This window comes from Pseudonocardia sp. TMWB2A (assembly GCF_017312135.1).
The window spans coordinates 3340402-3359047 of sequence record NZ_QKQY01000002.1 but is presented as its reverse complement, the minus strand read 5'-3'; the positions used below and the strand labels follow the sequence as shown (position 1 = coordinate 3359047).

Genomic DNA, 18646 nt, shown 5'->3' with positions numbered 1-18646 from the left:
GCCGGTGACGACCACAGCGGACGGCGCGACGGCGGTCGGGGGCCTGCCCGTCGCCACCGGCAGCGAGACATGGCGTGAGCTCGTGCGGGCGAGCCGCGGGCACCGGCTCCGGCTCCTCGCCGTCGTGCTGTGCGGGCTCGGTAGCGCCGCGTTCGAACTCGCCATGCCGGTAGTACTCGGCCGCCTCATCAACTCCGTCGCCGCCGGGACCGCCGACGCGACCACTGTCGGGTGGAGCATCGCCGCGATGGTGGGTGCGACCACGACCGGTGCGGCGGGAGCCGCTGTCACCGCCGTGCTGGCGGGTCGGCTGTACCAGACGATGTTGGCCGAGCTCCGCGAACGGCTGGTGGCCAACGCGATGCGGTTGCCACAGAGCGTCGTGGAACGGTCCGGGACCGGTGACCTGATCGCCCGCGCGAGCGACGACGTCGCGCAGATCGCCGGGTCCGCGCAACGGGTGATCCCCGCACTCACCTCGGCGGCGTTCACCATCGTGGTCGCGCTGGCCGGCCTGACCGCGCTGGACTGGAGATACGGACTCGCGCTGACACTGACACTGCCGGTGTACCTGGTCGCTCTGCGCTGGTACCTCGCTACCGCGCCGAGGATCTACGCGGCACAGCGAGCCGCGGCGGGTGCACGCGCCCAACAGGTACTGGAGTCGCTGCACGGATTCCAGACCGTGCAGGCCTACGGACTCGGCCCGCACCGCCACCACCGGGTGATCAAGGCATCGTGGACGATGCTGCGTCACACCATGCGTGCCCGCACCGTGCAGAACATGTTCGTCGGACGACTGAACCTGGCCGAGTACCTTGGCCTGTCCGCAATCCTGATCACCGGCTGCCTGCTGATCGGAGCCGGGACCTCGACCGTCGGTACCGCGACCACGGCGATGTTGTTCTTCCTGCGGCTGTTCGCTCCCATCACCCTGCTGCTGATGGTGATCGATGTCCTGCAGGCGGCCATCGCCGCGCTGAACCGGATCGTCGGTGTGATCACGGTGCCCGCGCACGACAGACCGGCAGGGCCGCCGACCGCGACGTCGGCGGACACCGCGGTAGCCAGGCTGCACGGCGTCAGCTTCGGCTACCCAGGTGGACCACGGGTACTGCACGGGATCGACCTCACCGTGGGGCCCGGCGAACGGGTCGCGCTGGTCGGCACGTCCGGTGCAGGAAAGACCACCGTCGCGAGCCTGCTCGCCGGGATCCACCAACCCGACCACGGCGCCGTCACCCGACCTGATCACACGATCCTGATCACCCAGGACGCCCACGTCTTCGCCGGCACGCTGCGGGAGAACCTGGCCCTGGCCGCACCGGAAGCAGACGACGCCCGAATCGTGGCCGCACTCGACACGACCGGCGCGGCCGGGTTGCTCGATCTGCTGCCCGACGGTCTGGACACGACCTTGGGAGCGGCCGGGCACACCCTGACCTCGGCGCAGTCGCAGCAGGTCGCGCTGACCAGGGCGCTGCTCGCCGACCCCGAACTGGCGATCTTCGACGAGGCGACCGCGGAGGCCGGGTCGAGCAAGGCCGAGCTTCTCGACCGCTGCTCGGAGGCTGCGCTGCGAGGACGGGCAGGACTGGTGATCGCGCACCGGCTCTCACAGGCCGCGACCTGCGACAGGATCGTCGTCATGGACGGCGGGCGGGTGGTGCAAGTAGGCACACATGCCGAACTGACCGCAGTGGACGGGCCGTACGCGCAGCTGTGGCGCTCCTGGAGCGGCGGCAACGCCCAGTGATCGCAGACGAACGGTGAGCCCGCCCCGGCCACCGGATCGCTTGGCTCCGATTCGACCCCACGCCACACGAACGGGACCCGATGTGCCGATCGCAGCAACCTGAGGTTCCCCCGCCAGCTCGGAGTGCTGGTTAGCTGACCGGGGCCGGGGCGGCCCCGTCGGCGGGTGATCCGGGTTGATCGTCCAGGACGTCCTCCCGCGCGCGCCAGGTGGCCTCGTACTCATCCGGTGAGAGCCACCCGAGGCGAGCCTGGATGCGTTCGGTGTTGTACCAACCGTCGATGTAGGCGAACAGCTCGTTCTCGGCCTGCTCACGGGTCCGCCACGATCCCCGAGTGGCAGAACCGGCCCCTTGACCCGGTCTATCCGGTGATCTTCATCGACGCGATCCACGTCAAGGTCCGCGACGGCCAGGTCACCAACCGGCCCTTCTACGTCGTCATCGGCGTCACCGTCGACGGTCGCCGTGACGTGCTCGGGATCTGGGCCGGTGTCGGCGGCGAGGGCGCGAAGTACTGGCTCGCGGTGCTCACCGAGATCAAGAACCGGGGCACCGCGGATGTGTGCATCGCGGTCTGCGACGGCCCGACCGGGCTCGGGGACGCGATCACCACCGTCTGGCCGGCCACCGTGGTGCAGACCTGCATCCTGCACCTGATCCGCAATACCTTCCGCTACGCCTCCCGCCGCGACTGGGAAGCCATGGCCAAGGACCTCAAGCCCGTCTACGTCGCGCCGACCGAGCAGGCCGCCCAGGCCCGCTACGACGAGTTCGCCGGACGCTGGTGCGAGCAGTACCCAGCGATCGGCACGCTCTGGACGCGGGCGTGGTCGGAGTTCGTGCCGTTCCTGGACTACGACGTGGAGATCCGCCGCGTCATCTGCTCCACGAACGCGATCGAATCCTTGAATGCTCGCTATCGGCGCGCAGTCCGCGCCCGCGGGCACTTCCCCACCGAGCAGGCCACGCTGAAGTGTCTCTACCTGGTCACCCGGTCCCTGGACCCGACCGGGAAGGGCAGGGCGCGGTGGTCGATGCGCTGGAAGCCGGCACTGAACGCGTTCGCGATCACCTTCGAAGGCCGTATCGTCGCGAGCAACACCTGAAGCCCATCAACGCCGGTTACACCGTTGATCGGACAGTCCCGGGCGAGCAGGGTAGACACCAGGACCGGGCCGGGCGGCCTTCGCGGTTGCGGTACCGCCGGTTCCCGTACCCGGAAGGGTCAGGCTGCGGGCTCCGTGGTCGTCCGGGCAGCGGACACCGGACGCGCCAGGAGCGCGTGGAGCGCCGTCAGTGCGCCCGCGACCACGAGCAGGACGAGCGCGGACGTGCCTGCCGGGATCAGGTCACCGCGCAGCAGGTGGAAGCCGACCGCGCCCAGGAGCAGGAGCAGGAGGCCGGTGGACGCGGCGAGTCCGATGGCACGCACGCGGAGCCCCACCAGCAGGCCGAGCGCGCCCGCGACCTCGAGCAGTCCGATGACCACCACCAGCGCCGCCGACAGACCCAGCTGGTCCACGAACGTCGCCGTCGAGACGATCTTGCCGCCGCCGATGGCGAGGAAGGCGATCGCGCCGAGTACCGACAGGACACCGAGTGCGACGCGCATGGAGGACTCCCTTCGTCCGGGACTTGTCGTCCCGAGGTCGGACCGCAGGTGACGCAGACGGTCGAGCCCATGCTCCGATCCGCGGCCCATCCACCGCCCATCGCCGGGTCATCGCTCGTCCACTCGGCCCATCGACACGGCCGTGGAGCCACCACCCGGCGCCGGGAGCAGCTCGGGAGCAGGTCATTCGAGCAGTCTCCTGACCATCTCGAACAGGAACGGTGTGTCGCTGTCGAGGTAGAAGTGCCCGCCGGGGCGGGTGAACAGCCGGAAGGGCCCCGTCGTGACAGCGCCCCACCCGTGCGCGTCGGCGGCCGTGGCGCGGGGGTCGGCGTCCCCGACGACGGCGGTGACCGGGATGTCCAGTGGCGGGCCCTGGCGGAACCGGTGGCGGTCGAGGAGCCCGTAGTCACCGCGGATGACCGGTAGGAAGGCCGCGCGCACGTCCGGATCGTCGAGCAACGCCGTTCCGCGGCCGCCGAGCCGCCGGACGTCCGCGAGCACGGCCTCGTCGTCGGCCGGCAACCGCTCGGTGCAGGCCGACCGCGGTGACCGTCGTCCGGACACCACCAGAGCGGCGGACGGTGCACCGCGGGCCTGCAGCACCCGGCTCACCTCGTGGGCGACCACGGCGCCCATGCTGTGCCCGAACAGGACGGTGCGCCGCGACGCGGCGAGCGGCGCGACGACATCGGCCACCGCGGTGGCGAGGGTCATGAGATCGTCGGGGGCGGCCTCGGACCGGCGGTCGAAACGCCCCGGATAGTGGACGGGGAGGGCCGCCACGTCCGGCGCCAGCTCGACCGACCAGCGGTGGAAGTAGGCGGCGGTACCGCCCGCGTGCGGGAAGCACAGGAGTAACGGCGCCGCGGGGTCGACGTCACGCACGGGGACCAGCCAGGGGCGAGCCGCCGCCAACGCGGGCCCGGGAGCCGGGCTCACGGCACGGCCTCGGCCCGGAGGGACCTGGCCAGCGACAGCGCCCCGTGGAGGGACGACGTCCCCCCGAGCGCGGCCGCACGGACCTCCGGGACGGGATGCCCCACCCGCGCGTGTCCCGCCACCTCGTCCGCGACGACGGCTGCCAGGTCCGTGACACCGGCGGCGAACCCTCCGCCGATCACGGCGAGATCGACCCGCAACAGCTCCCCCACCCCGATGACCGCGGCGGCCAACGCCCGACCCGCCGCCCGGACCGCCCCATCCGCCCACGGGGCACCGGCGCGCCATCCGTCGAGCAGCTGCTCATGGCCGGTCTCGTGTCCGAACGCGGCGCCCGCGGCCCGCAGCACCGCGGGCCCGGATGCGATCCCCTGCAGGCATCCGCGTCTGCCGCAGTCGCATCGTGGGCCGTCGAGCGCGACGATCATGTGCCCCACCTCGCAGGATCCGCGTCCCGACCGAGGGAGCAGCCGGCCGTCGGAGACGATCCCGCCGCCCACACCGGTTCCTACCCCGAGGTAGACCACATCCGACCGGCCGGCGTGCTCGGCCTCGGCCAGCGCCGCGAGATCTCCGTCGTCCGCGGTCGCGGTGGGGGTCGCGGGGAACAGATCCGCGACGAACCCGGCCCAGTCCAGGCCCACCCAGCTCGGGCGGTTCGGCCAGCTCGTCACGTTCCCCGACACGGCGACGGTCGCGGGGAGGGACACGCCGACGGCGCGGGATCCGCTCCCCATCGTGGCCACCGCTGCGCGCAGGAGAGCGAGATCGTCGGACCTGCTCGCCCCCTCTGACCACCGCACGACCGTCTCGTGCGGTGGGGTTCCGGCTCCCTCGCGACGCAGGGCGACCTTCGTCCCGCCGATGTCGATCGCCAGGATGCTCACCGGTCGCACCGCACGGGTGTGTCGGGCATCGTCCGTCCTCACCTGCTCGGGTAGCCGTCGCAGGTCAGCATCGGCGGCGACGCCCATCGCGGGCTCATCCCATGGTCACCGGCCGGGCACGTTCGGTGATCCGGGCCACAGCGACGTCGTCGGGCCCGCGCCGACCAGGACGGTCACATCGCTGTTCCCCAGGCGACCCGAATGTTCCCTCTACTGCCGGTCGCGCTGCCCACCGATGCTGCGAGACGCACACCCGTCTCGACGAAGGGCCCCCCGTGTCCACCGCTCCGTCCCGTACCGTCCCCCGGCCGGGGCTCACCCTGGCCCTGCTCGCGTTCGCCCAGTTCATGACCGCGATCGACTTCGACATCGTCTTCGTGGCGCTCCCCGAGATCGGCCGCGACCTCGGCTTCTCCGAGCACTCATTGCAGACCGTCGTCAGCGCCTACACCGTCGTCCTCGGCGGCTTCCTCCTGCTCGGCGGGCGGGCCGCGGACCGGTTGGGAGCGCGGCGCATGTTCGTCGTCGGGCTCGTGGTCTTCGGACTGTCCTCGCTGGTCGCGGGCCTCGCGAGCGGACCGACCGTGCTCGTTCTCGCCCGCGCGGTACAGGGACTCGGCGCGGCGCTGCTCACCCCGTCCACCCTCAAGCTCGTCACCGCGCACTTCGCGGAGGGCCCCGCACGCAACAAGGCCCTCGCGGTCTGGGGAGCCGCGGGCGCGACCGGCGCCGCGGTCGGCGCCCTCGGCGGCGGGGTGCTCACCAGCCTGCTCGGCTGGGAATGGGTCTTCTTCGTCAACGTGCCGCTGATGGCCCTCGCGCTCGCCGCGACGCCGTCCCTGCTGACCCGCGACCGTGCGACGAGTGCGGGCGGGTTCGACCTGCCGGGGGCCGTCCTCGCCACCGCGGGGTTCACCCTCGTCGTGCTCGGCCTGGTGTCGGGCCCGGAGGTCGGCTGGCTCACCCTGCGCGGCGTCGGCGCGCTCGCGCTCGGCCTGGTGCTGGTGGGCCTGTTCGTGCTGGTGGAGTCCCGCACCCGCGACCCGCTCGTGCCGTTACGCCTGTTCGGCAACCGCAACATCGTCGCCGCCACCGTGGTGATCTTCGTCTTCATGGGGACCGTCGGCACCCAGTACTACCTGTTCACCACCTACCTGCAGACGGTGCTGGGCTACTCCCCGCTCACCGCGGGCTTCGCCTTCCTGCCGCTCAGCATCTGCAGCCTGCTCGCGTCGATGACGCTGGTCCCCCTGCTGCTGGGCAGGCTCGGCATCCGCACCACCCTCGTCATCGGTATGACGGGCGTGACCGCGTCGCTGGTGGTGCTGGCCCTCGGGATGTCCGTCGGCGGCTCCTACTGGGCCGTCCTGCCCGGTGTGCTCCTGTGGGGCACCTCGGCCGGGCTCGCGTTCCCCCCGCTGTTCGTCTCGGTGTCCACCGGCGTGGCACCCGAACAGCAGGGCGTCGCCTCCGCCCTGGCCTCGACCTCGCAGTACCTGGGCTCAGCGGTCGGCCTGGCCGCCCTGGTCGCGGTGGCCGGCGCCGGGCTGGGCCCCGACGCGACCCCGGACGCCGTCGTCGCGGGGCTGCGGCTCGCCGGGTGGGTGGCCGCGGCGGTCACCCTGGTCGGGGTCGGCCTGGCCGCGGCCATCCTGCGCCCTTCGCGCACCGCCCCGCAGGAGCAGCTGACGGGCGCATGAGCGGGTCCGGTCAGGCGAACTCGTGCGCGGCGACCGCGGCGACCTCGACCGCCTGCGCGCGGTTGAGCCGCGGGTCGCAGGCGGTGCGGTAGCGGTCGCCGAGGTCACCGGGTGCGACGGCGCCGCCGACGCACTCGGTGACGTCGTCGCCGGTGAGCTCGAGGTGCAGACCGCCGGGGTGGGTGCCCACCGCCCGGTGCGCCGCGGCGTAGGCGCGCACCTCGGCCAGGACGCGGTCCAGACGGCGGGTCTTCAGTCCCGAGGCGGAGGTCTCGGTGTTGGCGTGCAGGGGATCGCACAGCCACGCGACCGGATGTCCGGCGGTCGCGACGGCCGCCAGGATCGGCGGCAGCGCATCCGCCACCCGCTCGGCACCCATCCGGACGATCAGCGAGAGCCGCCCCGGGAGGCGGCCCGGATCGAGCAGCCGCAGGTAGGACGAGACCTCGGCGGGTGTCGCTCCCGGCCCGATCTTGATCCCGACGGGGTTGTCCAGCAGGCGGAGCAGGGCGACGTGCGCCCCGTCGGCGTGCCGGGTGCGTTCGCCGATCCAGAGGAAGTGGCCCGATCCCCCGTAGAGGCCGGCCGTGGAGCGTCGGACCAGGGCGGACTCGTAGTCCAGCAGCAGCGCCTCGTGCCCGGCGAACACCTTCTGCGGGTGCGTCCGGATGCGGTCCAGGACGCTCGCCGCGTCCGCGTACGCGCGCAGCATCCGCTGGGGGTCGGCCGCGCGGGCGGCGCGCGTCCCGGTCGCCGAGTTGACGATGTCCCCCCGGTAGACCGGCAGGCCGTCGGCGTCCGAGGAGTTCGAGCGCGGCTTGGCGTACTGGCCCGCCATCCGGGCGATCCGCACGACCGGGGTGTTCGCGCCGCCCCGCAGCACGTCGGCGACGGCGTCGAGCGTCGCGAGGTTGCCCAGCAGGTGCTCGCGGGTGTTGCCGTCGAATGTCTCCGCGCAGTCGCCGCCGTGCACGACGAGGGCCTCGCCCCGCGCGACCTCGGCGAGGCGGGTGCGCAGACCGTCGACCTCGCGGGCGGCGACGAGCGGTGGCATGAGCGCCAGCGCCCGCCGGACGGCCGCGACCCGCTCCGGGTCCGGCCAGTCGGGCTGCTGGAGGGCGGGACGCGCGGTGGCGGCGGCGATGCGCGCGCCGGCCGGACCGAGCGGGTCGGTCGGCAGCGCGGGGGCGAGGGAGGTCATACCGGGGAGAGCCTTTCCGAGCCGAGGTGGGTGGCGAGGTCGTCGACCAGGGCTCGCACCCCGGCCGCGTCGCTCGCCCCGCCGAAGAGGTAGAAGTCGGGGCGGACCAGCGCCGCGACGGCGCCGGCCTCGTCCAGCAGGGGCAGGTAGACCTCGTCGTCGTCCTGGACGGCACCCGGCGCCTCGACCCCGCGGGGCACGACCTGCACGAGGTGGGCGTCGAGCCCCGTGAGCCGGGCGCGCAGGGCCGCATCGAGGATCTCGTCGAGGGGCAGGGTCGTGAGCAGGACGAACCCGGTGCCGACGACCTCGTCGAACAGCCCGGTCACGCCGTCGCGGGTCACCGTGCCCTGCGGGCCGAGCACGCCGCCCAGCCCGGTGGCGTCCTTGCGGACCACCCCGCGGGTCAGCGCGGTGACCGCGGGTTCGGCCGGTGTCCCGCGCCGGCGCGCGGCCGCGGCCGCCATCGCCGTGTCGCGGTCCGCGGCGGCCTTCGGGTCGGTCTGGCAGATGACCCGGCCGAGGTTCATCGACATGCCGATGGCGTGCTGCACGTGCGCCCGGCGTTCGACGGTGTAGCTGTCCAGCAGCGAGTCGGCGGCCGCGCCCCGCAGGACGAGGTCGAGCTTCCACCCGAGGTTCGCCGCGTCCCGAAGCCCCGAGCACATGCCCTGCCCGGCGAACGGCGGCATCAGGTGCGCGGCGTCCCCGGCGAGCAGGACCCGTCCGGAGCGCCAGTCGTTCGCGAAGCGCGCCTGAAAGGTGTAGACCGCGTGCCGGTCGAGCGTGGCGTTGTCCGGGTCCAGCCCGAAGCGCGCCAGCAGCCGCCACGCCGACTCGACCGTGCCGAACTCGGCCGGATCCTCCTCGGGCAGCCGCAGGAACTCCCACCGCCGGTGACCGGGACCAGCCGACACGGCGGTGCGGGGCCGGGCGGGATCGCAGACCTGCAGGTTGTTCGGCTCGAAGGCCCGGCCGTCGTGCACGGTGACATCGCAGGTCAGCCAGTCGTCGAAGTAGCCGAAGTCGGTCACGGGCAGGTCGAGTGCCGAGCGCACGGTGCTGTTGGCGCCGTCGCATGCGACGAGCCACGAGGCCTCGACGACGAGGGGCTCCGGCCCGGCGGTCACCACCCGCACCCGCTCGGCCGCCTGGTCGAGCGCGACGACCTCGTGGCCCCGCAGCACGGTGACCCCAGGCAGGGACTCCGCGCGCTCCGCCAGCGCCGCCTCCAGGCCCGGCTGGTACACCGCGCTGGAGTCCGGGTGGCCCGACCGGCCGCGGTCGGAGACGTCGACCTCGAACAGGACGGTGCCCGCGCCGTTCTGCCAGACGTAGTCCCGGGAGGGCTCCGTCACCTCGGCGAGCCGGTCACCGATGCCGGTGGCGGCGAGGATCCGGCCGGACTCGCCGTCGAAGGAGACCGCCCGGGGCATCGGGTAGGGCCGGGGCCACCGCTCGAGGACCACCACACGTCGACCCGGACGCGCCAGCAGCAGGGTCGCCACCTGCCCGACGGGGCCGAACCCGACCACGACGACGTCGGACTCCAGGCGGGACCCGCTCACGCCGGCCGCCGCAGGATGTCCGCCACGGCCTCGTCGAGGTCCGTCTGCGTCACCAGGCCGCGCAGGGTGTCCTTGCCGTCGTCGACGACGAGCAGCCTGCGCCCGATGAGGATCTTCTGGCCGGTGTCGGTGGCCCGGCCCCGCACCACCGTGCCCGCACCCGCGAGCAGGCGCGCGAACTCCTCCAGCCCGGTGTCCGGCCGCTGCCACTCGGCCAGGTCGCGGGGGCGGGGGTGCAGCCGGTAGACGGGCTGCCAGTCACCGGCGCGACCGCGCCGCTGCACCACCTGGTAGCCGCCGTCGGGGACGACCCGGAAGTCGCTGCCCGCCTGGTGCTGGACCTGCTCGCTCACCGGCAGCGGCTCGAGGTAGGAGGGCCCGACGAACCCGACGTCGACCAGCAGCAGCTCGCCGTCGACCCGCGCGAAGGACAGGACATGCTCGAGGTCGGGGCCGAAGGAGCCGTCGACCTGCCGGATCCCGGCCGCGAGCACCCCCACCTCGTAGCCGAGCCGGGCCAGCAGCTCCCGGAACAGGCCGTTGAGCTCGTAGCAGACGCCACCGCGGTCTCCGGTGACGATCTCGTCGAAGACCGTGTCGACGTCGATGTCGATCCCGGCCCACAGGGCGAGCCCCCGGCCGGCGTTGAGCGAGCTGTCGTACGGGAGGGTCGCCAGGTGGCGCCGGTGCAGCTGGGCGAGGGTCGCGCGCGTCGGCTCGGGACGGCTCGGCTGCCCGAGGACTGCGAGGTAGCGGTCAACGTCGAACATCGGCGAGCTCCTGGGCGAGGTGGTCGGCGAGCAGCTGCGGCGTGGGGTGGTCGAAGATCAGCAGCGAGGGGAGCTCCAGGCCGGTCCGCGCGGCCAGCCGGTCCCGCACCTCCACTGCGGTCAGCGAGGTGAACCCGGTCTCGAAGAACACCGCGTCCGGCGCGACGGCCTCGGGTCCGGAATGTCCGAGGACCGCGGCAGCGGCGGCGCGCACGATGTCGGTCAGTAGGGCCACCCGCTCCGCTTCGGGCAGGGCGGCGATATCCGGTTCCTCGGCCGCGGTCTCCGGTTCGGGCGTGGTCGTCACCTGGGAGTTCTCCGATTCGAGCCAGTACCGTCGGCGCGCGAAGGCGTAGGTCGGCAGGGTGGTCGGGCGGGTGGACGTGCCGTCGTAGAGCGGGGACCAGTCCACGGGCACGCCGTGGACGTGCAGGGTCGCCAGCGAGGTCAGGAACCTGGCGGGTCCGCCGTCGTCGCGGCGTAGAGAGCCCGTCACGGCCGCGACCGCTCCGGAACCGTCGAGGCTCTCCTGGACGGCGCTGGTCAGGACGGGGTGGGCGCCGGCCTCGACGAACACCCGATAGCCCTGCGCGAGCAGGGCCGACGTGGCGGCCGCGAAACCGACCGGGCGCCGGAGGTTGCGGTACCAATAGTCGGCGTCGAGCGCGGTGCCGTCGACCCAGGCCCCCTCGGCGGTCGAGTAGAACGGGACGGTCGAGGCCCGCGGGCGGACGTCGACCAGCGCCTCGCGCAGCTCGGTCTCGATCTTCTCGACGTGGGCGGTGTGCGAGGCGTAGTCGACGGGGACCAGGCGTGCCCGGCCGCCCTCGGCCTCGACCTCGGCGACCAGCTCACGGACCGCGTCCGGATCACCGGCCACGACGACCGAACGGGGGCTGTTCACCGCCGCGATCTCGAGCGCGCCCGCCCGGTGCCGCAGCCGGTCCGCGACCTCGTCGGCGGTGAGCGCCAGCGAGGCCATGCCCCCGTGTCCGGACAGCGTCTGCGCGATCAGCCTGCTGCGCGCCGCGACGACGAGCGCGCCCTCGGCGAGCGACAGGGCACCGGCCACGGTGGCGGCGGCGATCTCGCCCTGTGAGTGGCCCACGACCGCGTCCGAGCGGAGCCCGAAGGACTCCCAGAGCCGGGCCAGCGCCACCCCGACCGCGAACGACGCCGGCTGGACCACCTCCACCCGGTCCAGACCGGGAGCGCCCGGTGCCCGGGTCAGCACCGCGCGCAGGTCCCAGTCGACGTGCGGGCGCAGCGCCGTGGCCACCTCGTCGACCACCTCGGCGAAGCGCGGCCAGGTCAGGAGCTCGGCGCCCATGCCCTCCCACTGCGCGCCCTGGCCGGGCAGGACCAGGGCGATCCGGCCGTCGACCCGGGCGGACCCGGTGACCAACCGGGGGGCCGGGTCGCCCACGGCCAACGCACGCAGCCCCGAGACCGCCTCCGCGCGGGACCCGGCGACGACGACGGCGCGGTGGGCCAGCGCCGCCCGGTCGGTGGCGAGGGACAGGGCGACGTCGGCGAGCCCGGCCTCTCCGACGTCCAGGGCGTCCGCGAGCCGGGCGGCCTGGGCCCGGAGTCCCTCGCCGTCGACGCCGGACACCGCGAGCGGGACCGTCTCGGGTGGCGGGCCCGTCGGGCCGTCGTCCACGGGCCCGGGCGGGGCCTCCTCCACGATCACGTGCGCGTTCGTGCCGCTGACCCCGAAGGACGACACACCGGCCCGACGCGGGCTCCCACCCGGTCGCCACCGCCGTGCCTCGGTGAGCAGCTCGACCGCGCCGCCGGACCAGTCCACCTGTGACGACGGCCGGTCCACGTGCAGGGTGGCCGGCAGGACACCGTGCCGCAGCGCCTCGAGGATCTTGATGATCCCCGCGACCCCGGCGGCCGCCTGGGTGTGGCCGATGTTGGACTTGAGCGAGCCGAGCAGCAGGGGCCGGTCGGCGGGCCGGTCGCGCCCGTAGGTGGCCAGCAGGGCCTGGGCCTCGATCGGGTCGCCCAGCGTGGTCCCCGTCCCGTGCCCCTCGACTGCGTCGACGTCGGCCGGGCCGAGTCCGGCATCGGCGAGCGCCCGCGTGATCACCCGCTGCTGGGCGGGCCCGTTCGGGGCGGTGAGCCCGTTCGACGCGCCGTCCTGGTTGACCGCGGAGCCCCGGACGAGCCCCAGCACGGGGTGGCCGTTGCGGTGGGCGTCGGACAGGCGTTCGAGCAGGAGCACCGCGGCCCCCTCGGCCCAGCCGGTGCCGTCCGCGGCGTCGGCGAAGGCCTTGCAGCGTCCGTCCGGGGCCAGCCCGCGCTGGCGGGAGAACTCGACGAACGGCGCGGGTCCGAAGAGGAGGGCGACACCGCCGGCCAGTGCGAGCGAGCACTCGCCGGCCCGCAGCGCCTGCGCCGCGAGATGCACGCCGACCAGCGAGGAGGAGCAGGCCGTGTCCACCGTGATCGCGGGCCCCTGCAGGCCGAGGGTGTAGGCGACCCGCCCGGACACCACGCTCCCGGAGTTGCCCGTACCGAGGAAGCCCTCCAACCCTTCGGGCACCTCGCGCAGTCCGGAGGCGTAGTCGTGGTACATCACACCGGTGTAGACCCCGGTGTCGCTGCCCTGCAGCGACGTGGGGTCAATGCCGGCCCGTTCCACGAGCTCCCAGGACAGCTCGAGCAGCAACCGCTGCTGCGGGTCCATCGCCAGCGCCTCGCGCGGGGAGATGCCGAAGAAGCCGGCGTCGAAGTCCCCCGCGCCGTCGACGAAGCCGCCCTCCCGGACGTACGAGCGGCCCGCCGCGCCGGGGTCGGGGTCGTAGAGGGCCTCGACGTCCCAGCCGCGGTCGGTCGGGAACTCCGCGACCGCGTCCCGGCCCGCGGCGACGAGCTCCCACAGGTCCTCCGGTGAACGGACACCGCCGGGCAGCCGGCAGGCCGCCGCCACGACGGCGATGGGCTCCGCGCGCGTCACCGCGCCGCTGCGCAGCCGCTCGTTCTCCACCAACGCGGCCCGCAGAGCCGCCACCAACCGGTCGTCGGTCATCGGCCGGCACCTCCCAACGCTCGTGCGATCAGGTCGTCGACCTGCATGGACTCGATGAGGTCGATCTCGCCCGGCGCCGCGGCCGCCGGCACGTCCGGTGCGGGCTCGCCCCACAGCTCGTCGCGTAGCCGCCGGGCGAGCGCCGTGGGCGTCGGATGGTCGAAGACCACCGTCGCGGGCAGTGGCACCCCGGCCGCGGCGGCCAGCCGGTTGCGCAGTTCGACGGCGGCGAGCGAGTCGAACCCGGCCTCACGGAAGGCCTGGGTGGCGGCCACGGCGTCGATGTCGGCGTGGCCGAGCACCGCCGCGGTCTGCCTGCGGACCAGCTCGACGAGCTCGCGCACCCGGTCGGCGTCGGTCCGCTCCGAGAGTCGGTCCCGCAGCGACACCGGGGGTGCGGACGGCGTCCCGGCGGCGCCCGTGGGGGCGGTGGGGCGCGGGGCCCGGACGAGGTCTCTCAGAAGGACGGGCAACGTCCCGTCCGCTGCCTGTCCGCGCAGGGCCGCGACGTCGAAACGGGTCGGCAGCACCACCGGGTCCGCACCGCCCAGGCCCGCGTCGAAGAGCGCGAGCGCCTCCTCCGTCGAGAGCCCGCGCAGCCCCGCGCGGTCGAGCCGGCGGCGGTCCGCCCCGGCCGTGAGGCCGCTGGTCTCCGACCACAGCCCCCAGGCCAGCGAGACGGCGGGGAGGTCCGCGGCGCGGCGCAGGGCGGCGAGCCCGTCGAGGAACCCGTTGGCCGCCGCGTAGTTCCCCTGCCCCGGGGTGCCGAACGTGCCGGCGCCCGAGGAGAACAGCACCAGGTCCGCCAGGTCGGCGTCCCGGGTCAGCTCGTGCAGGTTCCAGGCGCCGTCGACCTTGGGCCGGAACACCGCGTCCACCCGCTCGGGAGTCAGTGCGGTCAGCACGCCGTCGTCGAGCACACCCGCCGCGTGGACCACCGCCGTCAGCGGATGGCCTGCGGGGACCGCGGCGAGCACGGCCGCCAGTGCCGCCCGGTCGGCGACGTCGGCCGCGGCGAACCGCACCTGCGTGCCGATCTCGGCCAGCTCGGCCCGCAGCGCGGGGTCCTCCGTCGCGGTGCGGCCGACGAGCACGAGGTGCCGGACGCCACGGGTGCGGGCGACGTGCCGGGCCACGGCGGTTCCGAGGGTGCCCGTGCCGCCGGTGATCAGCACCGTCCCGTCGGGGTCCCACGGGCGACCGGTGCCTCCGGCGGACGCGCGGGCGAGCCGGGGCACGAAGGCCTCGCCTGCGCGGAGCAGCACCTGCGGCTCCCCCGACGCGACGACGGCGGGCAGCAGGGGGTCCGCGGCGTCCGCGGCGGCGACCAGCGTGATCCGGCCGGGCTCCTCCGACTGCGCGGTGCGCACCAGGCCCCACACGCCCCCGGTGACCGGGTCGTCGAGGTCCGCGCCGGTCACGACGACCACCGGACCCTCGACGGCGCGCAGCGCGTCGAGCACGGTCGTCGCGGCGGCCCGGGCGGCGGCGGGCGGTGCTCCCGGGTCCGCGGCGGTGAGGTCGACGACGGGCGGCAGGTCCGTGGCCGACGCGCCTGCCAGGACGAGCGGACGCCACACGACCCGGTACAGGTCGTCGACCGGGGCCGGTCCCGCCTCCGCGGCGGGCCGCAGGGTCGCCTCCGCGGCGGGCCGCAGTGTCAGCGCCTCGACCGTCGCCACGAGCCCGCCCGCCGGGTCCGTGGCCACGAGTGCGAAGACGTCCTGGCCGAGCCGCCGCACGCGCACCCGCAGGGCGGTGGCCCCGGTCGCGTGTACCCGCACGCCCTCCCAGGCGAAGGGGAGCAACCGACGGCGGGCCTCGGCGGGCCGCACGAGGCTGGTGGCCTGCAGGGCCGCGTCGAGCAGCGCAGGGTGCACGACGAACGGGGGACCGTCGGTCACCGCCTCCGCGGGCAGGGCGACGTCGACGACGATCTCGTCCGCGTCGGTCGTCCGCCACGCCGCTCGCAGACCGCGGAAGGCGGGGCCGTACCCGTACCCCCGGTCACCGAGGTCGGTGTAGAAGGCGTCGAGCGCGATCACCTCCCCGGGGTCCGCGAGGACCTGTCCGGCCGGGTGCTCGCCGACACCGAGGTAGCCGCGGGCGTGGCGGGTCCAGTCGTCCGGGCCGTCCTGTCGTCGGGCATGGACGCCGACCGGACGCCTGCCCGTGCCGTCGACCTCGCCCACGGTCACCCGGACCTCGACCGCGCCGCGGTCCGGCAGCGTCAGCGGCTCCTCGACCAGCAGCTCCTCCACGACTGGGGACCCGGACTCCTCGGCTGCGGGCAGCACGAGCTCCAGCAGCCCGGTGGCGGGGAGCAGGACCCGGCCCTCGACCGCATGATCGGCCAGCCAGGGGTGCCGGGACAGGGAGAGGACCCCCGATCCGACCGCGCCACCGGTCTCGGGCAGCGAGACCACGGCGTCGAGCAGGGGGTGGTGGAGGTTCCGGCCGTCGCCGGGGCGCAGCCAGTACCGCTCGTGACGGAACGGGTAGGTGGGGAGGTCGACCGGCCCGGGGGGTTCGGCACCGAACGCGGGCCGCAGGTCCACCGGGACCCCACGGATCCAGAGCTGTGCGGCCGAGGCGAGGAACCGGTCGAGGCCGCCGTCGTCGCGGCGCAGCGTCCCGGTCACCACCGACGGCTCGCCCGCCGCGTCGAGCGCCTCCTCGATCGCGCCGGTCAGCACGGCGTGCGGACTGACCTCGACGAACGCCCGGTGCCCGTCCGCGACCAGTGCCTCGACCGCCTCGGCGAACCGGACGGTCCGGCGCAGGTTCCGGTACCAGTAGTCGCCGTCGAGCTCGCCCGGCCGCACCCAACGCCCATCGACCGTGGAGTAGAAGGGCACGAGCGGCCGCCCCGGTCGCAGCCCGTCGAGAGCCCGCAGGATCTCCGTCTCGGTGTGGTCCACCGCGGCGGTGTGCGAGGCGTAGTCGACCGGGATGCGACGGACCCGCACCCCCGCCGCGTCGAGTTCGATGGCCAGGTCGTCGAGGGCCGCCCGCTCGCCCGCGAGCACCACCGACGAGGGTCCGTTCACCGCGGCGACCTCGGCCCGCCCCGCGGCCCGGTTCCGCGCCAGCGCCTCGGGCAGTCCGACCGCCAGCATCCCGCCGCCCCCGGCCGGGCCCGCGGCGATGGCACGACTGCGCGCGACGACGACCCGGGCCGCGTCCGACAGGGACAGGACGCCCGCCACGTACGCCGCGGCGATCTCGCCCTGGGAGTGGCCGACGACCGCGTCCGGCACCACGCCGTGGGCCCGCCACAGCGCGGCCAGCCCCACGGCCACGGCGAAGGACAGCGGTTGGACGACGTCGACCCGGGTCGGTCCGGGCACCGCCCGCACCTGGGCCACCGGGTCCCAGTCGACCAGCTCGGCCAGGGCCGCGGCCGCCTCGCCGAAGGCGTGGGCGAACACGGGAGACTCGTCCAGCAACGCAGCGCCCATCCCGGACCACTGGGCACCCTGACCGGGGAAGACCAGGACCGTACGACCGTCGATGTCCGCGCGGCCGGTCACCAGGTTCGCCGCGGGCCGGGAGCCGGCGAGCGCGCGCAGGCCGGAGGCGGTCCGCTCGGCGCGCGCCGCGACCACGACCGCGCGCTCGTCGAGAGCGGCCCGGGTGGTCGCGAGGCCGAACCCGAGGGCGCGCGGGTCCCGGTCGCCGACGGCGAGCAGGCGTTCCGCCTGGGCCCGCAGTGCCGCAGCGGATCGCCCGGAGATCGCGAGCGGCACCGGCGCGCCCGTCGGTGCCGTGCGGGGCACCTCCTCGGGCGTCACCTCCTCGAGCACCACGTGCGCGTTCGTCCCGCTCACCCCGAACGAGGACACTGCCGCCCGACGGGGCCCGTCCGGCGAGGCCCAGTCCCTGTTGTCGGTGAGCAGCGCCACGTCGCCGTCGGACCAGTCGACCTTCGACGTCGGCGTCTCGGCGTGCAGGGTCCTGGGCAGCGTCCGGTGGCGCAGCGCGCCGATCACCTTCAGGATCCCGGCGACCCCCGCCGCGGCCTGGGTGTGGCCGAGGTTGGACTTGACCGAGCCCAGGTGGACGGGCCGCCGCGGGCTGCGGCCCTGCCCGTAGGTGGCGAGGACGGCCTGGGCCTCGATCGGGTCCCCGAGCGGTGTGCCCGTGCCGTGCGCCTCGACCAGGTCGACGTCGGCGGTGGTCAGGCCCGCGTCGGTCAGCGCGGCGCGGATGACCCGCTCCTGCGACGGACCGTTCGGTGCCGTGAGCCCGGCCGAGGCCCCGTCCTGGTTGACCGCGGTCCCGCGGATCACCGCGAGCACCGGGTGGCCGTGGCGGCGGGCGTCGGAGAGGCGCTCCAGCAGCAGGAGCCCGGCGCCCTCGGCCAGGCCGGTGCCGTCCGCGCCGTCGGCGAACGCCTTGCAGCGCCCGTCGCGGGCCAGGCCGCGCTGGCGGGCGAAGTCCACGAACACCTCGGGGGTGCCCATGATCGCGGCGCCACCGGCGAGCGCGAGGTCGGTCTCCCCCGAGCGCAGGGACCGAACCGCGAGGTGGACCGCCACCAGCGACGACGAGCACGCCGTGTCCACGGTGAGCGCCGGACCCTGCAGGCCCAGGGTGTAGGAGATCCGGCCCGAGGCGACGCTGCCCGAGTTGCCGATCCCGAAGTAGCCCTCCAGTCCCTCCGGCAGCGTGATCCGGTTCGCCGCGTAGTCGTGGTACATCAGGCCCGCGTAGACGCCGACCGGGGCGCCGCGGAGCGAGGTCGGGTCGATCCGCCCCCGTTCGAAGGCCTCCCAGGCCAGTTCCAGCAGCTGCCGCTGCTGGGGGTCGATCGCCAGTGCCTCGCGTGGGGAGATGCCGAACAGCGCCGCGTCGAAGCCGCCCGCCTCGTCGAGGAATCCGCCCTCAGTGGCGTAGGTGGTGCCGACCCGGTCGGCGTCGTCGTCGAACAGCGCGTCCAGCGGCCAGCCGCGGTCGACCGGGAAGGGCGCGATCGCGTCGCGGCCCTCGGCCACCAGCCGCCACAGGTCCTCCGGGGTGCGCACCCCGCCGGGCAGCCGGCAGGCGCCCGACACGACCGCGATCGGCTCGGAGCGCGCGTCCTCCAGCTCCTGCAGCCGGGCCCGCGTCCGGCGCAGCTCGCCGAGCGTGGCCTTGAGGTACTCGCGCAGCTTGTCGTCGTCCGCC

Annotated in this window: 9 protein-coding genes and 4 pseudogenes; 3 read left to right on the top strand and 10 right to left on the bottom strand. The window is 74.6% G+C overall.

Going from position 1 to position 18646, the window contains the following annotated elements; all coding sequences use genetic code 11:
- Window positions 1-4 precede the first annotated feature (4 nt).
- Complete coding sequence (locus DMP17_RS30495) at window positions 5-1756, top strand: ABC transporter ATP-binding protein (RefSeq protein WP_337831321.1); 1752 nt, start codon at window positions 5-7, stop codon at window positions 1754-1756.
- 130 nt (window positions 1757-1886) lie between these two features.
- Here DMP17_RS30495 and DMP17_RS30490 read toward each other — a convergent pair whose 3' ends face one another.
- The gene (locus DMP17_RS30490) at window positions 1887-2039 is read right to left on the bottom strand and encodes a hypothetical protein (protein WP_337832753.1); all 153 of its coding nucleotides are present in this window, start codon (window positions 2037-2039) and stop codon (window positions 1887-1889) included.
- A 50-nt stretch (window positions 2040-2089) separates the two neighbouring features.
- On the opposite strand from DMP17_RS30490, the pseudogene DMP17_RS30485 reads away from it, so the two are divergent.
- Window positions 2090-2863: pseudogene (locus tag DMP17_RS30485) on the top strand (IS256 family transposase); the annotation flags it as partial.
- A 119-nt stretch (window positions 2864-2982) separates the two neighbouring features.
- On the opposite strand, the gene DMP17_RS30480 reads toward DMP17_RS30485, so the two are convergent.
- From DMP17_RS30480 to DMP17_RS30470, 3 genes are all read right to left on the bottom strand, one after another.
- Window positions 2983-3369: a DoxX family protein gene (locus DMP17_RS30480; RefSeq protein WP_337831320.1), complete on the bottom strand. Its 387-nt coding sequence runs from the start codon at window positions 3367-3369 to the stop codon at window positions 2983-2985.
- Window positions 3370-3552: 183 nt separating this feature from the next.
- Window positions 3553-4257, bottom strand: coding sequence for a thioesterase II family protein (locus DMP17_RS30475; protein ID WP_337831319.1), 705 nt, complete (start codon window positions 4255-4257; stop codon window positions 3553-3555).
- 50 nt (window positions 4258-4307) lie between these two features.
- Window positions 4308-5198 (bottom strand): ROK family protein, encoded by an 891-nt coding sequence (locus DMP17_RS30470; RefSeq protein ID WP_226356563.1) that lies wholly within the window; start codon window positions 5196-5198, stop codon window positions 4308-4310.
- A gap of 275 nt (window positions 5199-5473) precedes the next feature.
- Between DMP17_RS30470 and DMP17_RS30465 the strand changes: the two genes are divergently transcribed.
- Window positions 5474-6898 carry an MFS transporter gene (locus DMP17_RS30465; RefSeq protein ID WP_337831318.1) on the top strand — a complete coding sequence of 475 codons (1425 nt, stop codon included), beginning with the start codon at window positions 5474-5476 and terminating at the stop codon, window positions 6896-6898.
- Window positions 6899-6908: 10 nt separating this feature from the next.
- Here DMP17_RS30465 and DMP17_RS30460 read toward each other — a convergent pair whose 3' ends face one another.
- From DMP17_RS30460 to DMP17_RS30440, 6 genes and pseudogenes are all read right to left on the bottom strand, one after another.
- Window positions 6909-8099 carry a 3-deoxy-7-phosphoheptulonate synthase gene (locus DMP17_RS30460; RefSeq protein ID WP_337831317.1) on the bottom strand — a complete coding sequence of 397 codons (1191 nt, stop codon included), beginning with the start codon at window positions 8097-8099 and terminating at the stop codon, window positions 6909-6911.
- The gene (gene mhpA, locus DMP17_RS30455; RefSeq protein ID WP_337831316.1) at window positions 8096-9667 is read right to left on the bottom strand and encodes a bifunctional 3-(3-hydroxy-phenyl)propionate/3-hydroxycinnamic acid hydroxylase MhpA; all 1572 of its coding nucleotides are present in this window, start codon (window positions 9665-9667) and stop codon (window positions 8096-8098) included. The genes DMP17_RS30460 and mhpA overlap by 4 nt, the downstream gene beginning before the upstream one ends.
- Complete coding sequence (locus DMP17_RS30450; RefSeq protein ID WP_337831315.1) at window positions 9664-10437, bottom strand: arylamine N-acetyltransferase family protein; 774 nt, start codon at window positions 10435-10437, stop codon at window positions 9664-9666. Before DMP17_RS30450 ends, mhpA begins: the two co-directional genes overlap by 4 nt.
- Window positions 10424-13471 (bottom strand): annotated as a pseudogene (locus tag DMP17_RS30445) (type I polyketide synthase); the annotation flags it as partial. The pseudogene DMP17_RS30445 and the gene DMP17_RS30450, both read right to left, overlap by 14 nt.
- Before the next feature lie 2 nt (window positions 13472-13473).
- Window positions 13474-13740: pseudogene (locus tag DMP17_RS46520) on the bottom strand (acyl carrier protein); the annotation flags it as partial.
- A 252-nt stretch (window positions 13741-13992) separates the two neighbouring features.
- Window positions 13993-18630: pseudogene (locus tag DMP17_RS30440) on the bottom strand (SDR family NAD(P)-dependent oxidoreductase); the annotation flags it as partial.
- Window positions 18631-18646: the final 16 nt, after the last annotated feature.